Raw genomic sequence first — 16,380 nt, 5'->3', positions numbered from 1 at the left:
GTTCCTGCGTGAGCGTGGATGGACGGTTGCGGGCGCGCGGCGCTCAGCTCTTCGGCAGCCCGGGCGGATTCGTGCGCGACTGGTCGATCGCTTCGGATGCGAGGTTCCAGCGATCGAGCACTTGCCGGTAGCGGCCGCTTTTGATCAGCCCGTTCAGCGCGACGGTCAGCGGATCGGCGAGGCCGCTGCCGCGGCGCGTCGCGATCGCGATGTCGGCCGTGCGCGGCCAGCCGCCACTGATCGCACCGACGAGCCGCGTCTTGCCTTGCTGCGCGCTTTGATACGCGAGCACCGAATTCACGCTGAAGACCGCGTCGGCGCGGCCCGACTGCACGGCGACGATGCGCATCGCCTGGTCGTCGTAGTACTGGATCTGCACCGGTTTCAGCCCGTGCGCGACGTTCTCGCGATCCCACGCGAGCAGAATCTTTTCCTGGTTGGTGCCGGCATCGGTCACGATGCGCAGCCCGGCGACGTCCTTCGGCTCGCGGATTGCCTGGATCTTGCTGTCGTTGCGCACGTAGAAGCCGACCTGATCCTTGCGATAGGTCGAGAAATCGAACTTCTGCTTGCGCTCCTCGGTGACGGTCACGTTCGAGATCACCGCGTCGACTTTCCCCGATTCGAGCGCCAGCGGCCAGTCGGCCCATGCGAGCGCGACGATCTTCAGCTTGCGGCCGAGGCTGTCGGACACGAGCTGGCCAATATCGGCGTCGAAGCCGACCACCGTGCGCGCGTCGGTCGCATACGAGCTGATCGGCGGCAGGCTCGGCGCGATGCCGATCGTCAGCGTGCCGGGCTCGGCGAACTTGAACGACGCGGGCACCGCGCGCTCGACTGCCGCATCGGCTGTGCCACGCGGCCGGCCGCGCTGCTCGGGGCTCAGGTCGAACGTCGCGGTGGCGGCGGCCGTGGCGGCGGCGAAGGCTGTCAGGCCGATCAGCGCGGCGGCCAGCGTGCGCGCGGCACGGGAGGAAAGCGATACGGCTCGATGCATGAAAGCGTCCTGTCGTGGAAGCGTGGAAGGCGGAATGGGCGAGGTGAAATGCGGGACGCCGTGCGCTCAGCGCGGTAGCGCCGCTTCGGGCACGGGCGCCCACAAGTCGGTGAGCGTCGACGTGCGCGACGGATCGACGAGATCCTTGCCGAAGCGCAGGTGGAAATACGCTTCGGGATCGATCGACGAATCGAACAGCCGCGTATAGCCGGTGCGGTCGTACAGCGCCCACGCTTCGGGCTGGCGAAAGCCGGTGGTCAGGTAGAGGCGGCGATAGCCCTGTTGCACGGCGCGCAGTTCGAGCGCTTCGACGATGCGCCGCGCGAGGCCCTGGCGGCGCAGGTCGGTGCGCGTCCAGATGCGTTTCAGTTCGGCGGTTTGCGCGTCGTAGCGCTTGAACGCGCCGCCGCCGATCGTCTCGCCGTCGCGCAGCAAGAGCACGAACGCGCCTTCGGGCGGCGCGAACAGTTCGGCCGGGTAGCGTGCGAGCTCGTCGCGGGCCGACGCGCGGCTATCGGGGCGGTACGCGTCGTAACGGGTCGAATATTCGTCGATCAGCGCGTCGATCAGCGGCTGCGCGCGGACGTCGAGCGGCGTCGTGTCGATGATGCGGTCGTTCGTGGCCATGGGCATCGCGAATGGCGCGCGATGCGGATGTTCCCGGCGGGGTGCGGGCACGCGGCCCGTCCGGTCTGTTCCGTTATCGCGACGCGGTTGTCGTGATGGCGGCGGCTGTCGTGCTGCGTGCGAGGCATTCGGCGCGCCGCCGCCGTTTTGAACACGTTAGCGGCGCGGCCGGGAAAGGCGAACGAAGCAATTTCGATAAGGATTTCGCGAGCGGTGGAAGAAGGCTTGCAGGGAGAGTGGGGTGGGCGAACGGGCGTGGTGGGGGCGGTGCCCGTTCGACGTGTGTACGACGTAGATGATCGCCGAGGATTGGGAGCGTTGTCATTTCGATGGCCGACGGGCCATGCCGATTCGCGGCTGGCTCGTCAGGGTCGCGAGCAGCCGGTCGCGGCCCGCCGCCAGCGTGGCGACGGCCCCCCCTCGAATGGTCGCGTCATCGCGAATCCCCGCCGTCGTGGGTGACGATTCTCGACAACGACGGCGTTCAGGCCGCTGCCGCCTGCTGAATCGCGTCGTGCTGTTCGCCACCCAGAATATCGACGAGACCGGTCAGCATCCGCGCCAGTTCACCCGTCATCAGCGTGAAGTCCGAGTCGAAGCGCTCGTCGTCATTCTGCGCGGTGGGATCCGCCGCCTCCTTGATCACGTCGAGCGGCGTGACACGCTTGATCGTCAGCGACGGTGTCAGCACGAACGAGATTCGGTCATCCCAGGTCATCGCGAGGCGCATGCACTGTTTGCCGGCTTCGATGTGCCGGCGCATGTCGCTCGCTTCCAGCGCGTGGCCGACGTATCGCACCGTGGCGCCGCCTTCGCCGGTCGAACGCAACTCGGCGTCCTGGTCGACGGTGAATCCGCCCGGCGCCTCGCCGGACAGCAGCCAGTCCGTCATCGCGGCGACCGGGGAGCGCGCCACCTGAACGCTGGCGAGTGGCAGTTGATCGATCGACTTGACGAGCAGGCTGCGAACGTCGTCGGCAAGCGCTTGTGCCGCCGCATCGATGACGAGCCAGCCGTTCGCCGTGTCGATCCACACGCGGGTATCGCGGCGAATGCTGAACGCGCGCGGCAGCAGTTCGTCGGTCACCTGCTCCTTGAGTTCGCGCAGTTGTTTGCGGCCTACCTTGAAGCCCTGCTGCTCCTCGACCTCGAGCGCACGCGCCTTGGTGACCTGATTGACGACCGACGCCGGGAGCAGCTTCTTTTCGGCACGAAACACCAGCAGCATCTGCCGGTTGATCGAATAGACGAGCGCGCCGTCGTCACGCGGCGATGCCCATCCGACGCGCTGCATTTCGACGCTGCTGCCGGGCTGGAACGCGTGAGGCGCCAGCCATTTTTCCATCTGGTCGGGCGTGACGGCCCAAGGGGCCGGAAGACGATGAAGCTGAAGGTTCTTGAACCACATGGGCGTACGGGCAAAGCGCGTCATTCTAGCTGACGCGGAGAGTTGCAGGTCAGTTGCGGACCGTCGATGCCCGTGTCGAGGTGACTGTCCGCCATCGAAATAGAGACGATCGACGGTTGCATCAAGATTGACGACAATGGAAGCCATTCCAACAAGCGGGTAAAAACAATGATGACTTCCGGCGACGGCCTGACCAGCCCGGCGCGGCTCCTGCGGCTCGCCTCCTGGGCGATTGCGATCGTTTTCGCGGTCTTTCTGAACATGCTCGGCAGCCTCGTGATCCGCGACATGGCGTTCGCGCCGAGCGGCGGGCCGCCGGTCGTCGAGCAATTCGCCGATGCGCCGGTAAAAGCGCGGCTGGACGCGGCGCGACGTCAACTGCAGGCGCAGCGCGACGCGCTTGCCGAGAAGGTCGACACGATGGAAGTGGCGCGCGGCCGCGCCGCGAAGGAGTACGCGGCCGAGAAGGAAAGTTTCCGCAACTGGCTGGCCACCCGCGCGGTGACGGGAGACGGTGCGACGGACCCGGACATTGTGGCGAGGACGCGCAAGCTGGATACGCTCCAGGCAGGGGTGGTCAACTGGCAGCATCAGATCGATGCGGTCGGTGATCAGCAACGGGCATTGGCATCGCAACTGACGCAAGTCGACACGCAAATCGCCGAAGCGGACGCAGCAGCCGAACGGCGCTTCGACGAGGCGACCCGGCGCTACGAGATGCAGGTGTTCGGGCTGCGGCTCGCGCTGACGTTACCGATCCTGCTGGTCGCGACCTGGCTGTTCATCCGCTACCGCAAGGCGCGTTATTGGCCGTTCGTGTACGGTTTCGGCCTGTTTGCGTTGAGTGCGTTTTTCATTGAGCTGGTTCCGTACTTGCCGAATTTCGGCGGCTATGTCCGGGTCCTGGTCGGCATCGTGCTCACGGTATTCGCCGGTCTTTACATGATGAAGGCCTTTCAGCGCTATGCCGAACGCAAGCGGCTCGAATTGCAGCAGGATCAGGGCGAACGCGCGCGTACGATCGGATACGAAAAAGCCGTTCGGTCGCTCCAGAAAAAGCGTTGCCCGTCATGCGACAAACAGTGGAATCTCGGCGGCGACGACTCCACGTTTTGCGTGCATTGCGGATTGAGACTTTTCAATGTCTGCGAATGCGGCGGTCGGAATTTCTTCTTCTTCCCGCATTGCCATCAATGCGGCGTTGCACAGGGCAACGAGACGCCGGTGTCATCCGACTGACGGCCCGAGTGTACGTACTGGCATCGGCGTACGACGGTCGTGAACGCGTCGGTCGGGTTCATCACCGGATGACACGCGGCGGCGTCGACAGCTCCGCCAACTGAAACAGGCAATCCCCGCGCCGCACCTGCGCAGGCACGCGCTTGCACACCACTTCGCCGTCGCCGTTGAACCGGTGCAGCACCGGTTCCCGCAACGGCGTATCGGGGAAATGCACCCACGCGGCCGGCTGTCCGGCCTTCACCTGGTCACCGAGTTCGACGAGCGGCTCATACAGCCCGCGCTCGTACGCATAGACGAAATGACGATCGCCGTCGACGCGCATGAAGCGCGTGACGGCGGGCGGTGCGTCGGGCACGAGCGCGCCGTGCAGCAGCCCGATATAGCCGAGGTAATGCAGCAGCCCGTGGCGGCCGAGCCGGATCAGCGACGGATCGGCCATGCCGGCGCCGCCGAGTTCGGTCACGATCGAGATCGCGCCTTGCCGACGCGCGGCCGACGCCGAATGCACGGGATTCGGCGCGTGCAGCAGCGCATTCTGCAACCCGAACGCGACCAGCAGCCCGTTGAGCTTCTCGGCTTCGTCCGCGTCGAGCGGATCGATCGCGAGCATGTTGCCGCCCTGGTACAGCAGCGAGCTGCCGCCCGAATGCAGGTCGACCAGATACTGCGCGCGCGACAGCAGCGCGTGTTCGATGTAGTGGGCGATCATCTGCGTCGGCGTGCCGGTCGGGTCGCCGGGGAAGCTGCGGTTCAGGTTGCCCTCGTCGAGCGGCGACACGCGCAGGCCCGCGTCCGCCGCCGGGAAATTGGCCATCGGCAGCAGGATCAACTGGCCGCTGACCATCTCCGGCTCGATCTCGCGCATCAGTTGCGACACGATGATCTGGCCTTCGTACTCGTCGCCGTGATTGCCGGCCATCACGAGCGCGACCGGGCCGTCGCCATTGCGGATCGACGCGATCGGGATCGGCAGCCAGCCGTACGCGGAGCGGTGCACGGAGTGCGGCAGCCGCAGGTAGCCCGCGTGCTTGCCTTGCGCGTCGAGGTCGATTTCGCAGTGAATGGGATTTCGGGAAGAGGAAGAGGCGGTCATGGCGGTATCGTTCGATGAACGGAATCTGCCATCTTATAGGGGAAAGCGGCAACGCGCGGCGGGTGGGCTCAACCGGGTGCGCGTGACGGCGGACGGGCGCGTTGTCGTGCGTTGCGGTGCCGATACGCGCGACCGCGCGCGATGTTGCAGCGATGAACGCATGCCGGCGCGCCAGCCGGCCGGTTCATGCGCCGGATGTCGCGCCGGGCCCTTGTCGCGACAGGGCCGGCGCGTGCAACCGGCTTACCGGCCGGATGTTTCAGCTTCGAGACGTCCTTCTTCCCACAGCGCCCAGAAACGGCTCCCGGCGCGATACGGATTCGCGCGCCGCGCGGCGTAATCGGCGACGCCCTGGCGAAACGCGCCGTACAGCGTAAGCGGCGGATTGTCGACGCATGCGGCTTCGTATGCGGCCGGCATCCGGCGGTCGGACACGAGCCGGCGGATCAGCGATGCGCCGTCGATCACCGCCTGTTCGTCGATGATTTCGGTTCGTGCGAGGACGTCGACGGTATTCATGTTGGGCTCCCTGAAACGTTCTTTCCGTATCAAGGAGCAATAAGAGTGCCAGTCGCGAAACGCCGCTCACGGCCACGATCGTGCGGGCTTCTGCCGTCATCGTGCTGCGTCCCCGACGGCGATGTTACGGAACACGTCACGTGACATGCGAGCGCGCGGCGCCACGCGCGACCCGGCAAAGCGTTTCGGCATTGAATCGTCGGGAAGATGCGGCGGGTACGAAAAAGGAATGCGCGGCGCGCGATCGGCTCAGCTTGCGGTGACGGGCGCCACGCGGCGGCTGCCGCTCGAATAGAAGCAGTAGATGCCCTTGCCGGCCGACTTCGCGTCGTACAGCGCGCTGTCGGCCTGCCGGATCAGTTCGTCGGGCGAGCCATGCCCGTCGTCGAGCGCGATGCCGATGCTGATGCCGATGCAGACGGTCTCGCCGATCGACAGCACGTACGGCGCCGAAATCTGCCGGATGATCCGCGCGGCAAGGATCGAGCACGCGTCCATCGTCGTGTCGTCGATCGCGACGACGAACTCGTCGCCGCCGATGCGCGCCGCGAGCTCGCCGCGCGGCAACGTCTTGCCGAGCCGCTCGGCGACCTGCGTGAGCACTTCGTCGCCGGCCTGGTGGCCGAAGCGGTCGTTGATCGACTTGAAGCCGTCGAGGTCGAGATACATGACGGCGAACGCGGGGCTCGGCAGCCGCGGCCGGCGCGCGAGCATCCGCTTGAGCTCCGCATGCAGTTCGTGGCGATTCGGCAACCCCGTCAGCGCGTCGTGCCGCGCGAGGTGGCGGATGTGCTGTTCGGTCTGGCGGCGCGCGGTGACGTCCTCGACGATGATCACCGCGTTGCCGTCAGGTACCCGGTGGCGCGTCAGTTCAAGCTGGCGCCCGTCGGCGAGCGCGATGTCGAGCGGCACGGGCTCGGCGCGGCTCAGCCACGCGGCACATTGCGCGGCGAGGCCGGCGCCGGCGGGATCGGTCGCCGCGTTCGCGCCGAGCGCGGCGACGACGGCCGGCAGCGGCGTATCGAGCATGACCTCGCGCGCCGAGCCGAACAGTTGCGCGGTGCGCCGGTTCACCACGATCACGCGGCTGTCGCCGTCGATCATGCACAGGCCGTGCGGCATGTAGGTGAGGGCGGCGTCGAAGCGCGCGACGAGTTCGGCGTTGCGCTGGCGCGCGGCGATCAGCGCGACGAGCACGCGGTAGTGGCGCTGCACGACCGTGCGCATCGCCGCGAGATAGATCGCGATCGGCGGCACCAGCAGCCACGCGCCCGGCCGCGGGGCCAGCAGCGCGCCGACGCCGATCGGCAGCACGCCGAGCACGACCTGCGTCATCGCGAGCCGCGGCAGCGCCGAATTGCGCGACGCGATGCCGCCGAACACGCCGCCCGCGACCATCACGGACAGCGTGCCGAGCTCGACGTCGGCGGCCTGTACGCAGCCCATCACGCCGAGGCCGAGCACGAAGCACGCGACGAGCGACACCGGCGCATAACGACTCGCCCAGTATTCGGTGCGATCGTCGCCGGCGTCGCGCCGCACCGTGTAGGCCCGTACGATCGACAGGCGCGCAATGAGCAGGCCGACGTCGACGACGAGCCACGCGAGGCACCACAGCTGCTGCACCCGGATCAGCGCAACGGCCGCGACGAAGCCGCTCGCGAGCCCGGACAGCGCCATCGGGCGCACGTCCTCGAACAGCGTCACGAGCATCGACGGACGCAGCGCGGCCGTCACGCGGTGATTACCGGAGGGGGGAGTGGCGAGAACGGAGTTCAGGAGAGATGCCCTGACTGCCATGGTTGTCGACCTCGACACGATGTCTCGATGGCTGGCGGCGCCCGCACGGCACGTGGCGGAGGCCCGGCCTAGCCGGATGCGCACGACATTACCATGAAAAACCGGCGGTGCGGGGCAGCCGGCAGCCCCGGCGCATCGCTGCGTGCACGAGTCGTCCACCCCGGTTGCGAGCGGCCGGCGGATTCGGCGGCGCGGAGGCGGCATCGTTGCGAACGGAACGATGTGCGGCTGCCACGCGGAAACTGGCGAGGCCGGCACAACGGTATCGAGCCGCACGCAAACGGCATGCGAATCGCCCCCGCGACTGCCGGCCGCGGCCGGCTGAAACCCGTTATAAGAAATTCAATAAGTATTTCATGCGGGAAATACTATAGGCGATATATCAAAAACAATGCCAGAATGCGCGCCGCTCCGAACGCCGCGACACCCGATCGCCGTCCGAGCCGCCTCAGGAGGTTCCCCCCAAATGAAAAACCACGGCCTGTCACGGCGGGGTTTTCTGAAAGCCAGCGTGCTGGCGGGTGTCGCTGTGTATGTCGCGCCCATCGGCAGCCGCGCGTTCGCGGCGCTCTTCGAAGAAAAACGCCTCACCCCCGTCAAATGGGATAGCGTCACCGGCATCCCCCAATTTCGCATCGACGGCATCGCGAAGGTCACGGGCTCGAAAGTGTTCGCCCGTGACGTGCGCGCCGCCGACATGCCGCACTGGCCGCAACAGCAGTCGCACGCGCTGATCCTGCGCGTCACGCAGGCCGACCGCACATACGAAGGCTTCGACCTGTCGCTGCTCGGCGACGACCTGAAACCGGACCGCGTCGTCACGGCCGACGATCTCGCGCGCGACGGCGTCGCGTTCCCGGCGTTCTACGGCGACGACATGCTGTTGCCGGCCGGCAAGACGCCTGCGTATCTCGGCCATGCGGTCGCGATCCTGATCTATCACGACTTCGCGCGCTTCCGCTTCGCGAAGAACGCGCTGAAGTTTCGCGACGACGTGATTCGCTACGGCGCGGTCACGGGCCCGCTCGAACGCGATCCGTGGGGCACCTTCCGCTATGTGCGCGTGGGCGGCAAGACGGCCTATGACGACGACGTCTATTCGAGCCTGAAGGACGCGCCGATCTTCCCGAGCATGATGCGCAAGCACCTGCCGGTCTGGCCGGACGGCAAGGCGCACGGCAAGCTCGACGAGCAGGGCATGTTCCTCGCCGGGCAGATCGGTGCCGAACTCGATCATCCGCCCGCCGAGTGGCTCGTGTTCGACCGCGAATACAACACGCAGTCGGTCGATACGGCCGCACTCGAACCGGACAACGCGAACTGCTGGTACGACGCTGCAACGCAAGCGCTGCACCTCGTCGTGCCGACCCAGTCGCCGCTCGAGGTGTCGGAGAACGCGGCCGCGATGGTCGCGAAATGCCGCTTCCCGGTGAAGAAGCTGTTCGTGCATCCGTGCTACACGGTCGGCTACGGCTCGAAGGATCACTTCAACGTGCCGTTCTACGGCCTCGTCTGCGCGCTGTACGCGGACGGCCGCCCGGTGCGTTTCGCGAACGATCGCTATGAGCAGTTCCAAACGTCGTTGAAGCGTCACGCGTTCAAGATGCATTACCGGATCGCGGTCGATCGCAACACCGGCCTGCTGCAGTCGTTCAAGGGCGATTTCGAGGCGAACGGCGGCGGGCGCTCGAACTTCTCGCCGTCGGTCGCGATGGTCGGCGCCACGGCCGCGCAATCGATCTACTACTTCCCGAAGAGCGATCTCGCGGCCGTCGCGATCGCGTCGCGCGCGATCGACGCCGGTTCCGCACGCGGCTACGGCACGCTGCAGAGCATGGCCGCGACCGAGATGGCGATCGACGAGATCGCCGCGCAACTGAACATCGACCCGATCGACTTCCGGCTGCGCAACGCGCTGCGTTCGGGGATGAAGAACACGCAGGGCGCGATTCCCGCCGGTGCGCTGCGCGTCGACGAAGTGCTCGAACGGGCGAAGCAGCATCCGCTGTGGACGCGCCGTGCCGCGCGCAAGGTCGAATTCGAGGCCGCGCATCCGGGCAAGCGCTACGGCGTCGGCTTCGCGTGCGTGCAGAAGGATTTCGGCACGGGCGCGGAAGCGTCGTTCGCGAAAGTCGAATTCGACGAGCACGGCAAGGTGTCGCTGCAGCATACGGCGGCCGAGATCGGCACGGGGATGTCGACGTCACAGGCCGTCGCGGTCGCGAAATGGCTCGGCCGCCCGGCGACCGACGTCCGCGTGGCGCTGACCGAATGGCCGGACCTGCCGATCGAGACGAGCGGCGATCCGTATCTGATGTCGCAGGCCGACCAGGATCGCCTGAGCGCGAACCCGCGCTGGTCGCCGGGCTATGCATCGCCGTCGAGCGCGACGAACTCGGCGTATTACTTCACGCACAGCACGCGCGAAGCCGCGCGCGCCGTGTTCCGCTACGGGCTGTGGCCGGCCGCGATGTCGATCTGGACGCGCGGCCTCGGCGGCGGCCAGGCCGCGCCGTACACGATCCGCATCGAGGATGCGCGCTGGGTCGACGGCAAGCTGACCGCCGACGGCCTCGAGCCGCTGACGTTCGAGCAGCTCGCGAAGCAGGCGCATGCGCTCGGCCTGCCGACCGGCGCCGTCGTGCACGTGTTCAACCGCTGGCAGTGGACCGACGCCGAGTTCGAGGTGGGTGGCACGGTCGAGCGTCTGCCGATCGACGGGCTGTCGCTGCGTGTCGGCGCGCCGAAGACGGGCGACGACGGCCCGATCCCGGGCACCGCCGCCCCGGCCGGCGCGACCGCGTTGCGCGGCACGCTGCCGCCGACCGCGAACGGCTACCGCGTGCTGGACCGCAAGCGCGTGTTCATCCCGCCGACGAGCCGCAACAACGCGGCCGTCACGTACTACACGGCGGTCGGCACGCTCGTCGAGCTGGCCGTGCACGAAGCGACCGGCAAGGTTGAACTGCTCACGCACCACTCGATCATGGAATGCGGCAACCAGATTTCGCCGCAACTCGTGTCGGGCCAGTTGCAGGGCGGTCTCGCGATGGGCATCGGCCATGCGCTGCACGAGTACCTGCCGCTCTACGAGGACGGCCCCGGCAACGGCACGTGGAACTTCAACCGTTACCGGTTGCCGCGCGCGTCCGACGTCGCCGTCTGGACGCAAACGGGCGACGTGCTGCCGCCGCTGTCCGAGACCGACCCGCCGAAGGGTGTCGCCGAAGTGGTGATGATCCCCGTCGTCGGCGCGATCGTGAACGGCATCGCGCACGCGATCGGCCATCGTTTCACCGACTTGCCGGTGACCCCGCAAAAGATTCAGGAGGTGCTCGCATGACGACCGCCCAAACCGCGGCTTCGGCCGCGAGCGCCAGCGCGGCTGCGACTGGCGCGTCCGTACCGGCGGCGGCTTCGGCCGCCCCGGCGTCCGTTCCCGCCACGCCGGCTGCACCGGCACCGGCCGCCGTCGAACGTCCGCTCGTTCGGTTCCAGCAGAAGCCGCTGTCGGTCAGGATCAACGGCAAGGCCGTCGGCCCGATGCAGGTGCCGGAAGGGCTGATGATGATCGAGTTCCTGCACGAGTACGTGGGCCTCACCGGTTCGCGGCTCGGCTGCGGGCAGGGCATCTGCCACGCGTGCGTCGTGATCGTCGACCAGCCGGACGGCACGAGCGAGGAAATGCGTACCTGCATCACCGGCGCGCACTTCTTCCACGGCCGTTCGATCCGCACGATCGAAGGCCACGCGAAGCGCAACGAGGCGGGCGAGGTCGTCGAGCTGTCGCCGATCCAGCAGAAGTTCCTCGAGCACTTCAGCTTCCAGTGCGGCTATTGCACGCCCGGCTTCGTCAACGCGGCGACCGTGCTGATCGAACGCCTGAAGCGCGAGCCGGTCGCGAAGGCCGACGTGGAACGCACGATCACCGACGCGCTCGATGCGCACCTCTGCCGCTGCACGGGCTACGTCCGCTACTACGAAGCCGTCAAGGACGTGGTGCTGACGACACCGGGACTCGTGAAGGACTCCGCATGAAACGCACTTTCGCTCATCGTGTCGCGCGGGCCGCGGGCCTGCCCGCGCTCGCCGCGGCGTGCGCGCTGCTGCTCGCCGCCTGCGGCGGCCACGACGCGCCGGCGTCGAGCGCGGCGTCCGGCGCGCCCGGCGCCGATGCGGTCGCGCGCGGCCGCTATCTCGTCAAGGCTGCCGACTGCGCGGCGTGCCACACCGCGAAGGACGGCGCGCCATTCGCCGGCGGCGCGGCGCTCGAATCGCCGTTCGGCACGTTCTACGGCTCGAACATCACGCCCGACAAGGAACACGGAATCGGCAACTGGAGCGCGGACGACTTCTACGCCGCGCTGCACGACGGCAAGGCGCCGGGCAAGCGCCTGTATCCGTCGATGCCGTACACGTCGTACCGGCAGCTCACGCGCGCCGACGCCGATGCGATGTACGCGTACCTGAGGACGGTGAAGCCGGTCGCGCAGGAAAACCGCGCGCACGACCTGAAGTTTCCGTACAACCTGCGCTTCGGCATGCTCTTCTGGGACATGCTGTTCCTGAAGGACAGCCTGCCGGATGCGTCGGCCGGGCAATCCGCCGACTGGCGGCGCGGCCGCTATCTCGCGGGCGCGCTCGGCCATTGCGCGGAATGCCACACGCCGCGCGCGTTCACGGGCCAGCTCGACGGGGCGAAGCCGTTCGCGGGGGCCGCGCTCGGCCGCGTGGCCGCGCCCGACATCACGCCGGGCGGCCTCGCCGCGCGCGGCTGGACGGGCGCCGACCTGCAGACGTTCTTCGGCGTCGGCATCGCGCCGCAGGGCTCGGCATTCGGCGAGATGTATCCGGTCGTGCACCTGAGCACGCAGTACCTGACGAAGGACGACCTGCGCGCGCTGTCGGTGTACCTGCTCGGCGATACGCCGCCCGCGCCGCAACCGGTGAAGCCGGTGTCGGCCGACGCCGCGCAGCTTGCCGCCGGCCGCTCGGCGTATCTCGCGGTCTGTGCGGGCTGTCACGGCTTCAACGGCGAAGGCAAGCCGCACGTGGCGGTGCCGATGAACGGCAACTCGACGGTGCGCCAGGACGACCCGCGCAACCTGCTGGTCGCGATGCTCGACGGCATCGACGAGCAGAAGTTCGCCGGCTTCGAGAACCTGCAGCCGATGCCGGGTTTCGCGCGCACGCTGAGCGACGACGAACTCGCGCAGCTCGCAAACTACCTGCGTGCGACGTGGGGCGGCCGGCCCGCGAGCGTCACGCCGGCCGACGTGAAGGCGATGCGGCGATAAATCGGACGACGAAACAGGGCGTCGCGCGCGACACGGCCGAGTGCCGGCCGCGTTTGCGCGTGACGCCCCGTTCAAGCCAGTCCGGCGGCGCGTCAGTAGCCGCCTCCGCCACTACCTCCACTGCCTCCCGAGCCGCCGTACCGGCTCATGCCCGGTCCTTGCGACACGCCGCTGCCCGACGACGTACAGCCCGCCGACAGCACGAGCACCAGCGCCGCGATCAGCGTCGCAGCCAGCGTTGCCGATTTCATTGCAATCTCCTTGCAGCGCGCAGGCCACGGGAAAGGCGGCTCATGGGAACCGCGCGCCTGCGCGATGACAAGACGTTTCGGCGAAGCGTTTATTCCATGCTTTTCGCGTATCGCCGCGGCGGCGGCGCCTGGATCAACGATAGACGAGATCGGCGCGGCGATTCTGCGCCCACGCTTCCTCGTCGTGGCCGAGCGCGACCGGTTTTTCCTTGCCGAGGCTGACCGCCTCGAGTTGCGTCGCCGGCACGCCGAGCGTTTCGAGCGCGCTCGCCACGGCCTGCGAGCGGCGCTGGCCGAGCGCGAGGTTGTATTCCGACGTGCCGCGCTCGTCGGTGTTGCCCTGGATCAGCACACGCCGCGCCGGGTGGCTGCGCAGATAGTCGGCATGCGCCTGCAGCAGCGACTGGAATTCGGGCTTCACCGAGTACTGGTCGAAATCGAAGTAGATGCTGCGCTTGGCGAGCGGGCTGTTCGGATTGTTCAGATCGTCGGCCGTCACCGTCGCGACGGCTTCGCTCGAGGGCGTCGGCGCCACGCCGGCATTCTCGGGCGTTTTCGCCGCGTGGTGGCAACCGGCCAGCAGGACGAAAGTTGCCAGGACCGCAATTCGGTTCATTTTGCTCATCGTTCTTCTCCAGCGGTTGACTGCGATGAAAGCGGGGCGCGTGCCATTCGCACGCAGCCGTCCGGCCGCCATGGCGCGAAATGTCCGGCTTCGTTGCCGTGACGCGGGTTCGTAAGCCGATGGTGCGCCAGATGAAAGAATGTTGCGACCGGAACGCCGGATCGCGGCGTCGCTGCAAACAGATTAGGAAAAATGTCACAACGCGACCAGTTTCTTCGCATTTTTTGCGCAAACGCGACAGCCGGGAGGCATTCTTGCTTCCGTCGGCGGTGCGCGGTACGCAACGCCTGCCACAGCGAAAAATGCCGCGCACGGGGCGCGGCCTCGTCGGTGCCGGTCATGGCGCTCGGGTGATGCGGGAAGCGCTGGCCCGATGAAGCCGGTCGGCAGCGTGACGCGGCGGCGCGCGCCGCGTCGTCAAAACTTGTGCCGCAGCCCCAGCGCGACGACGGCCTGGTTGCTGTTCGCGGAAGGCGTCAAGGTCCAGACCGTCGCGTTGAACGCGGGGTTGCCATTGCCGCCGCTCACGCGCTGATAGGTGCCTTCGAGATACGCATCCGTGCGCTTGGACAGCGCATAGTCGGCCTGCGCGACGACCTGATTCCATTTCGGGCGCGTCTGGCCCGTGCGCGTATCGAAGCGGCCCATCGTGTACGTGTACGCGGCGGCGACGGTCAACGCCCGCGTGACGAAGTAGCGTCCGTCGATCGAAAAATTGTCGAACACCAGCGATTCGCCTTTCAGCGGGGCGATGTTGCCGCCCTGGAGCACGCCCGTCACGCCGTCGGTGGCCGAATGCGACCACGCGACGCCGACCGAGTGCGGCCCGAACGCATAACGGCCCGCCATCGCCCAGATCTGCTGGTTGCCGCCCGTGACCGTCGCCGAGCCGTCGACGGTGCTCAGTGCGCCGTCAGCGTTCGGTGCGTTGCGGTCGCGGCTGATCTTCAGGTAGCCGGCGCCGAACTTCAGCGGCCCGTTCGCATACGACACGCCCGTGCTCCACACCGCGTTGTTGGAGAACTGGCCGGCCGTGTTCGAGAAACCGATCATTGCGCCGAACCTGAGCCCGCGAACCGTCGGGCTCGTGTACTTCACCGCGTTGTTGATGCGCAGGTTGCGGTTCGAATCGTCGTTGTCGTACGGGTGGACCGCGAGGTTGCCGCCCCAGCCGGGGCCGGCCGCGCCGAGCGGCGTCACGAAATCGAGGATCAGGTCGTACTGGCGGCCGAAGGACAGCGTGCCGGCCGTCTCCGAACCCACGCCGATCCACGCCTGGCGGCCGAACAGGTCGACGCCTTTCTGCGACAGCTTGCCGGTGGTGCCGGAGAAGCCGTTCTCGAGCGTGAAGACCGCGGCCATCCCGCCGCCGAGATCCTCGCGGCCGTGCAGCCCCCAGCGCGACGCGTTCAGCGCGCCGCTCGTCATCGCGACGCTGCCGCCGCCGGGCGAGCCGGCGCCGCGCGTGCGCTGGTTGCTCGAGTAGGTGATCGACGTGTCGATCAGGCCGTACAGCGTCACGCTGCTCTGGGCAAGCGCGACATCCGGCACGAAGCCGGTCAGGCAGGCGGCAATGACGGTCCCCGCGATGCGCGCGCCGGCATGCGGGTTCATTGTGCAGGAATGCATAGGTGTTTTTGTTGTTGTGTTGGAGCGGCCTGACGGCCGATGGATCGAGCGGCCATTATTGGAGATCGTGCGGCCGTCGATTAAGACATTGCACAGGAAAGGTCCTCTGCGGAATCGCTTGGAATTGCGATGCGTCGGCTGCACGGAGGCAGTCGGGGAGGGGGCGTGCGGGGCGGCGCCCGTTCCTCGAACCATCGATGATCGCTACCGTCGATCTGGATCAGTTCGCCCACGCAGGCCCGGCGCGCTCGCGGCTGGTAGACCTTGGGCGGCCGTTGCCGGCGCGGAATCCAGAGCCCAGCGTCCGTCATCAGCTTCCTGACCGTCTCCTTGGCCAGCCGAATGCCGTGGCATTCGTACAGCTTCTCGCAGGCCAGCGTCGGCCCGAAATCGGCGTAGCGATCGCGGATGATCGACAGCGCACGATCAGCGGCTCCCGGGTCGAGACGACGGTTGCCGGGCTTCGATCGGTGTCCCGACACCAAACCTGCCGGCCCGTGCTCGCGCAGCCGGGCGACCAACCCGCGAACCTGGCGGGTCGTCAACTCCAGCCGTTCCGCTGCACGCCATGGTTTGAGCTTGCCGTCGGCTACGTCCTGAATGACCTTGAATCGATCCAGCTCGCGCATCGTCATCGTGATCCGTTCCGTTGCAGCCATCGCAGCCTCCGGCGCCGGACAACCGGCGGCCCGTCAGCTTACGCGGCCCGAATGCGGACATCTCTATGTAGCCAAAAGCGGACATTTCTATCTAGCCGCTACAACCTGTGTCATACCCGGATTCAGATGTCCACCTTCCAGCTATTTAAAAATGTCCGGTTTTAAGGTTGGTTTTGCTGTGTCTTTTTCCTCGTTTTGACCGTTACGCAGTGTCGAAGGTCGGCGCCTGAACG

The 16,380-nt window shown here is 67.3% G+C and carries 13 protein-coding genes and 1 pseudogene; 4 read left to right on the top strand and 10 right to left on the bottom strand.

What is annotated here, in order from left to right; genetic code table 11:
• Positions 1–43: 43 nt before the first annotated feature.
• The 3 genes from LGN10_RS08665 to LGN10_RS08655 form a co-directional block, all read right to left on the bottom strand.
• Positions 44–997, bottom strand: a complete 954-nt coding sequence (locus LGN10_RS08665; protein ID WP_124659279.1) for an ABC transporter substrate-binding protein — start codon at positions 995–997, stop codon at positions 44–46.
• 66 nt (positions 998–1,063) lie between these two features.
• Positions 1,064–1,624, bottom strand: coding sequence for a GNAT family N-acetyltransferase (locus LGN10_RS08660; RefSeq protein WP_059574368.1), 561 nt, complete (start codon positions 1,622–1,624; stop codon positions 1,064–1,066).
• 484 nt (positions 1,625–2,108) lie between these two features.
• The gene (locus LGN10_RS08655; protein WP_226223163.1) at positions 2,109–3,032 is read right to left on the bottom strand and encodes a recombination-associated protein RdgC; all 924 of its coding nucleotides are present in this window, start codon (positions 3,030–3,032) and stop codon (positions 2,109–2,111) included.
• Positions 3,033–3,203: 171 nt separating this feature from the next.
• Between LGN10_RS08655 and LGN10_RS08650 the strand changes: the two genes are divergently transcribed.
• On the top strand, positions 3,204–4,271 hold the full coding sequence (locus LGN10_RS08650; RefSeq protein ID WP_413227143.1) for a hypothetical protein: 1,068 nt from the start codon (positions 3,204–3,206) through the stop codon (positions 4,269–4,271).
• A gap of 61 nt (positions 4,272–4,332) precedes the next feature.
• On the opposite strand, the gene LGN10_RS08645 is transcribed toward LGN10_RS08650, so the two are convergent.
• From LGN10_RS08645 to LGN10_RS08635, 3 genes are all read right to left on the bottom strand, one after another.
• A complete protein-coding gene (locus LGN10_RS08645; RefSeq protein WP_060968898.1) occupies positions 4,333–5,367 on the bottom strand; it encodes a succinylglutamate desuccinylase/aspartoacylase family protein in 1,035 nt (344 codons plus the stop codon).
• A 243-nt stretch (positions 5,368–5,610) separates the two neighbouring features.
• Positions 5,611–5,886, bottom strand: a complete 276-nt coding sequence (locus tag LGN10_RS08640) for a hypothetical protein (RefSeq protein WP_060310933.1) — start codon at positions 5,884–5,886, stop codon at positions 5,611–5,613.
• Between the two features lie 249 nt (positions 5,887–6,135).
• Entirely contained in the window at positions 6,136–7,686 is a 1,551-nt protein-coding gene (locus tag LGN10_RS08635; RefSeq protein ID WP_226222817.1) for a sensor domain-containing diguanylate cyclase, read from the bottom strand.
• A 466-nt stretch (positions 7,687–8,152) separates the two neighbouring features.
• On the opposite strand from LGN10_RS08635, the gene LGN10_RS08630 reads away from it, so the two are divergent.
• Genes LGN10_RS08630 through LGN10_RS08620 form a run of 3 tightly spaced genes read left to right on the top strand, consistent with a single transcriptional unit; the run spans position 8,153 to position 12,983 of the window.
• Complete coding sequence (locus tag LGN10_RS08630) at positions 8,153–11,029, top strand: xanthine dehydrogenase family protein molybdopterin-binding subunit (protein ID WP_226222799.1); 2,877 nt, start codon at positions 8,153–8,155, stop codon at positions 11,027–11,029.
• Complete coding sequence (locus tag LGN10_RS08625; protein ID WP_226222797.1) at positions 11,026–11,724, top strand: (2Fe-2S)-binding protein; 699 nt, start codon at positions 11,026–11,028, stop codon at positions 11,722–11,724. Before LGN10_RS08630 ends, LGN10_RS08625 begins: the two co-directional genes overlap by 4 nt.
• Complete coding sequence (locus LGN10_RS08620; RefSeq protein ID WP_226222795.1) at positions 11,721–12,983, top strand: cytochrome c; 1,263 nt, start codon at positions 11,721–11,723, stop codon at positions 12,981–12,983. The genes LGN10_RS08625 and LGN10_RS08620 overlap by 4 nt, the downstream gene beginning before the upstream one ends.
• 92 nt (positions 12,984–13,075) lie before the next feature.
• Here LGN10_RS08620 and LGN10_RS08615 read toward each other — a convergent pair whose 3' ends face one another.
• From LGN10_RS08615 to LGN10_RS08600, 4 genes and pseudogenes are all read right to left on the bottom strand, one after another.
• Positions 13,076–13,234 carry a hypothetical protein gene (locus LGN10_RS08615; protein WP_167351655.1) on the bottom strand — a complete coding sequence of 53 codons (159 nt, stop codon included), beginning with the start codon at positions 13,232–13,234 and terminating at the stop codon, positions 13,076–13,078.
• 133 nt (positions 13,235–13,367) lie between these two features.
• A complete protein-coding gene (gene pal, locus LGN10_RS08610; RefSeq protein ID WP_226222793.1) occupies positions 13,368–13,859 on the bottom strand; it encodes a peptidoglycan-associated lipoprotein Pal in 492 nt (163 codons plus the stop codon).
• Positions 13,860–14,276: 417 nt separating this feature from the next.
• Complete coding sequence (locus tag LGN10_RS08605; RefSeq protein ID WP_413227140.1) at positions 14,277–15,473, bottom strand: porin; 1,197 nt, start codon at positions 15,471–15,473, stop codon at positions 14,277–14,279.
• A 179-nt stretch (positions 15,474–15,652) separates the two neighbouring features.
• A pseudogene (locus LGN10_RS08600) lies at positions 15,653–16,147 on the bottom strand (helix-turn-helix domain-containing protein); the annotation flags it as partial.
• Positions 16,148–16,380: the final 233 nt, after the last annotated feature.

The organism is Burkholderia sp. AU32262, assembly GCF_020419985.1.
In the GTDB taxonomy this organism is placed as follows: domain Bacteria; phylum Pseudomonadota; class Gammaproteobacteria; order Burkholderiales; family Burkholderiaceae; genus Burkholderia; species Burkholderia semiarida.
The sequence above is the reverse complement of the archived record's forward strand: the minus strand, read 5'-3'. Positions and strand labels throughout refer to the sequence as shown.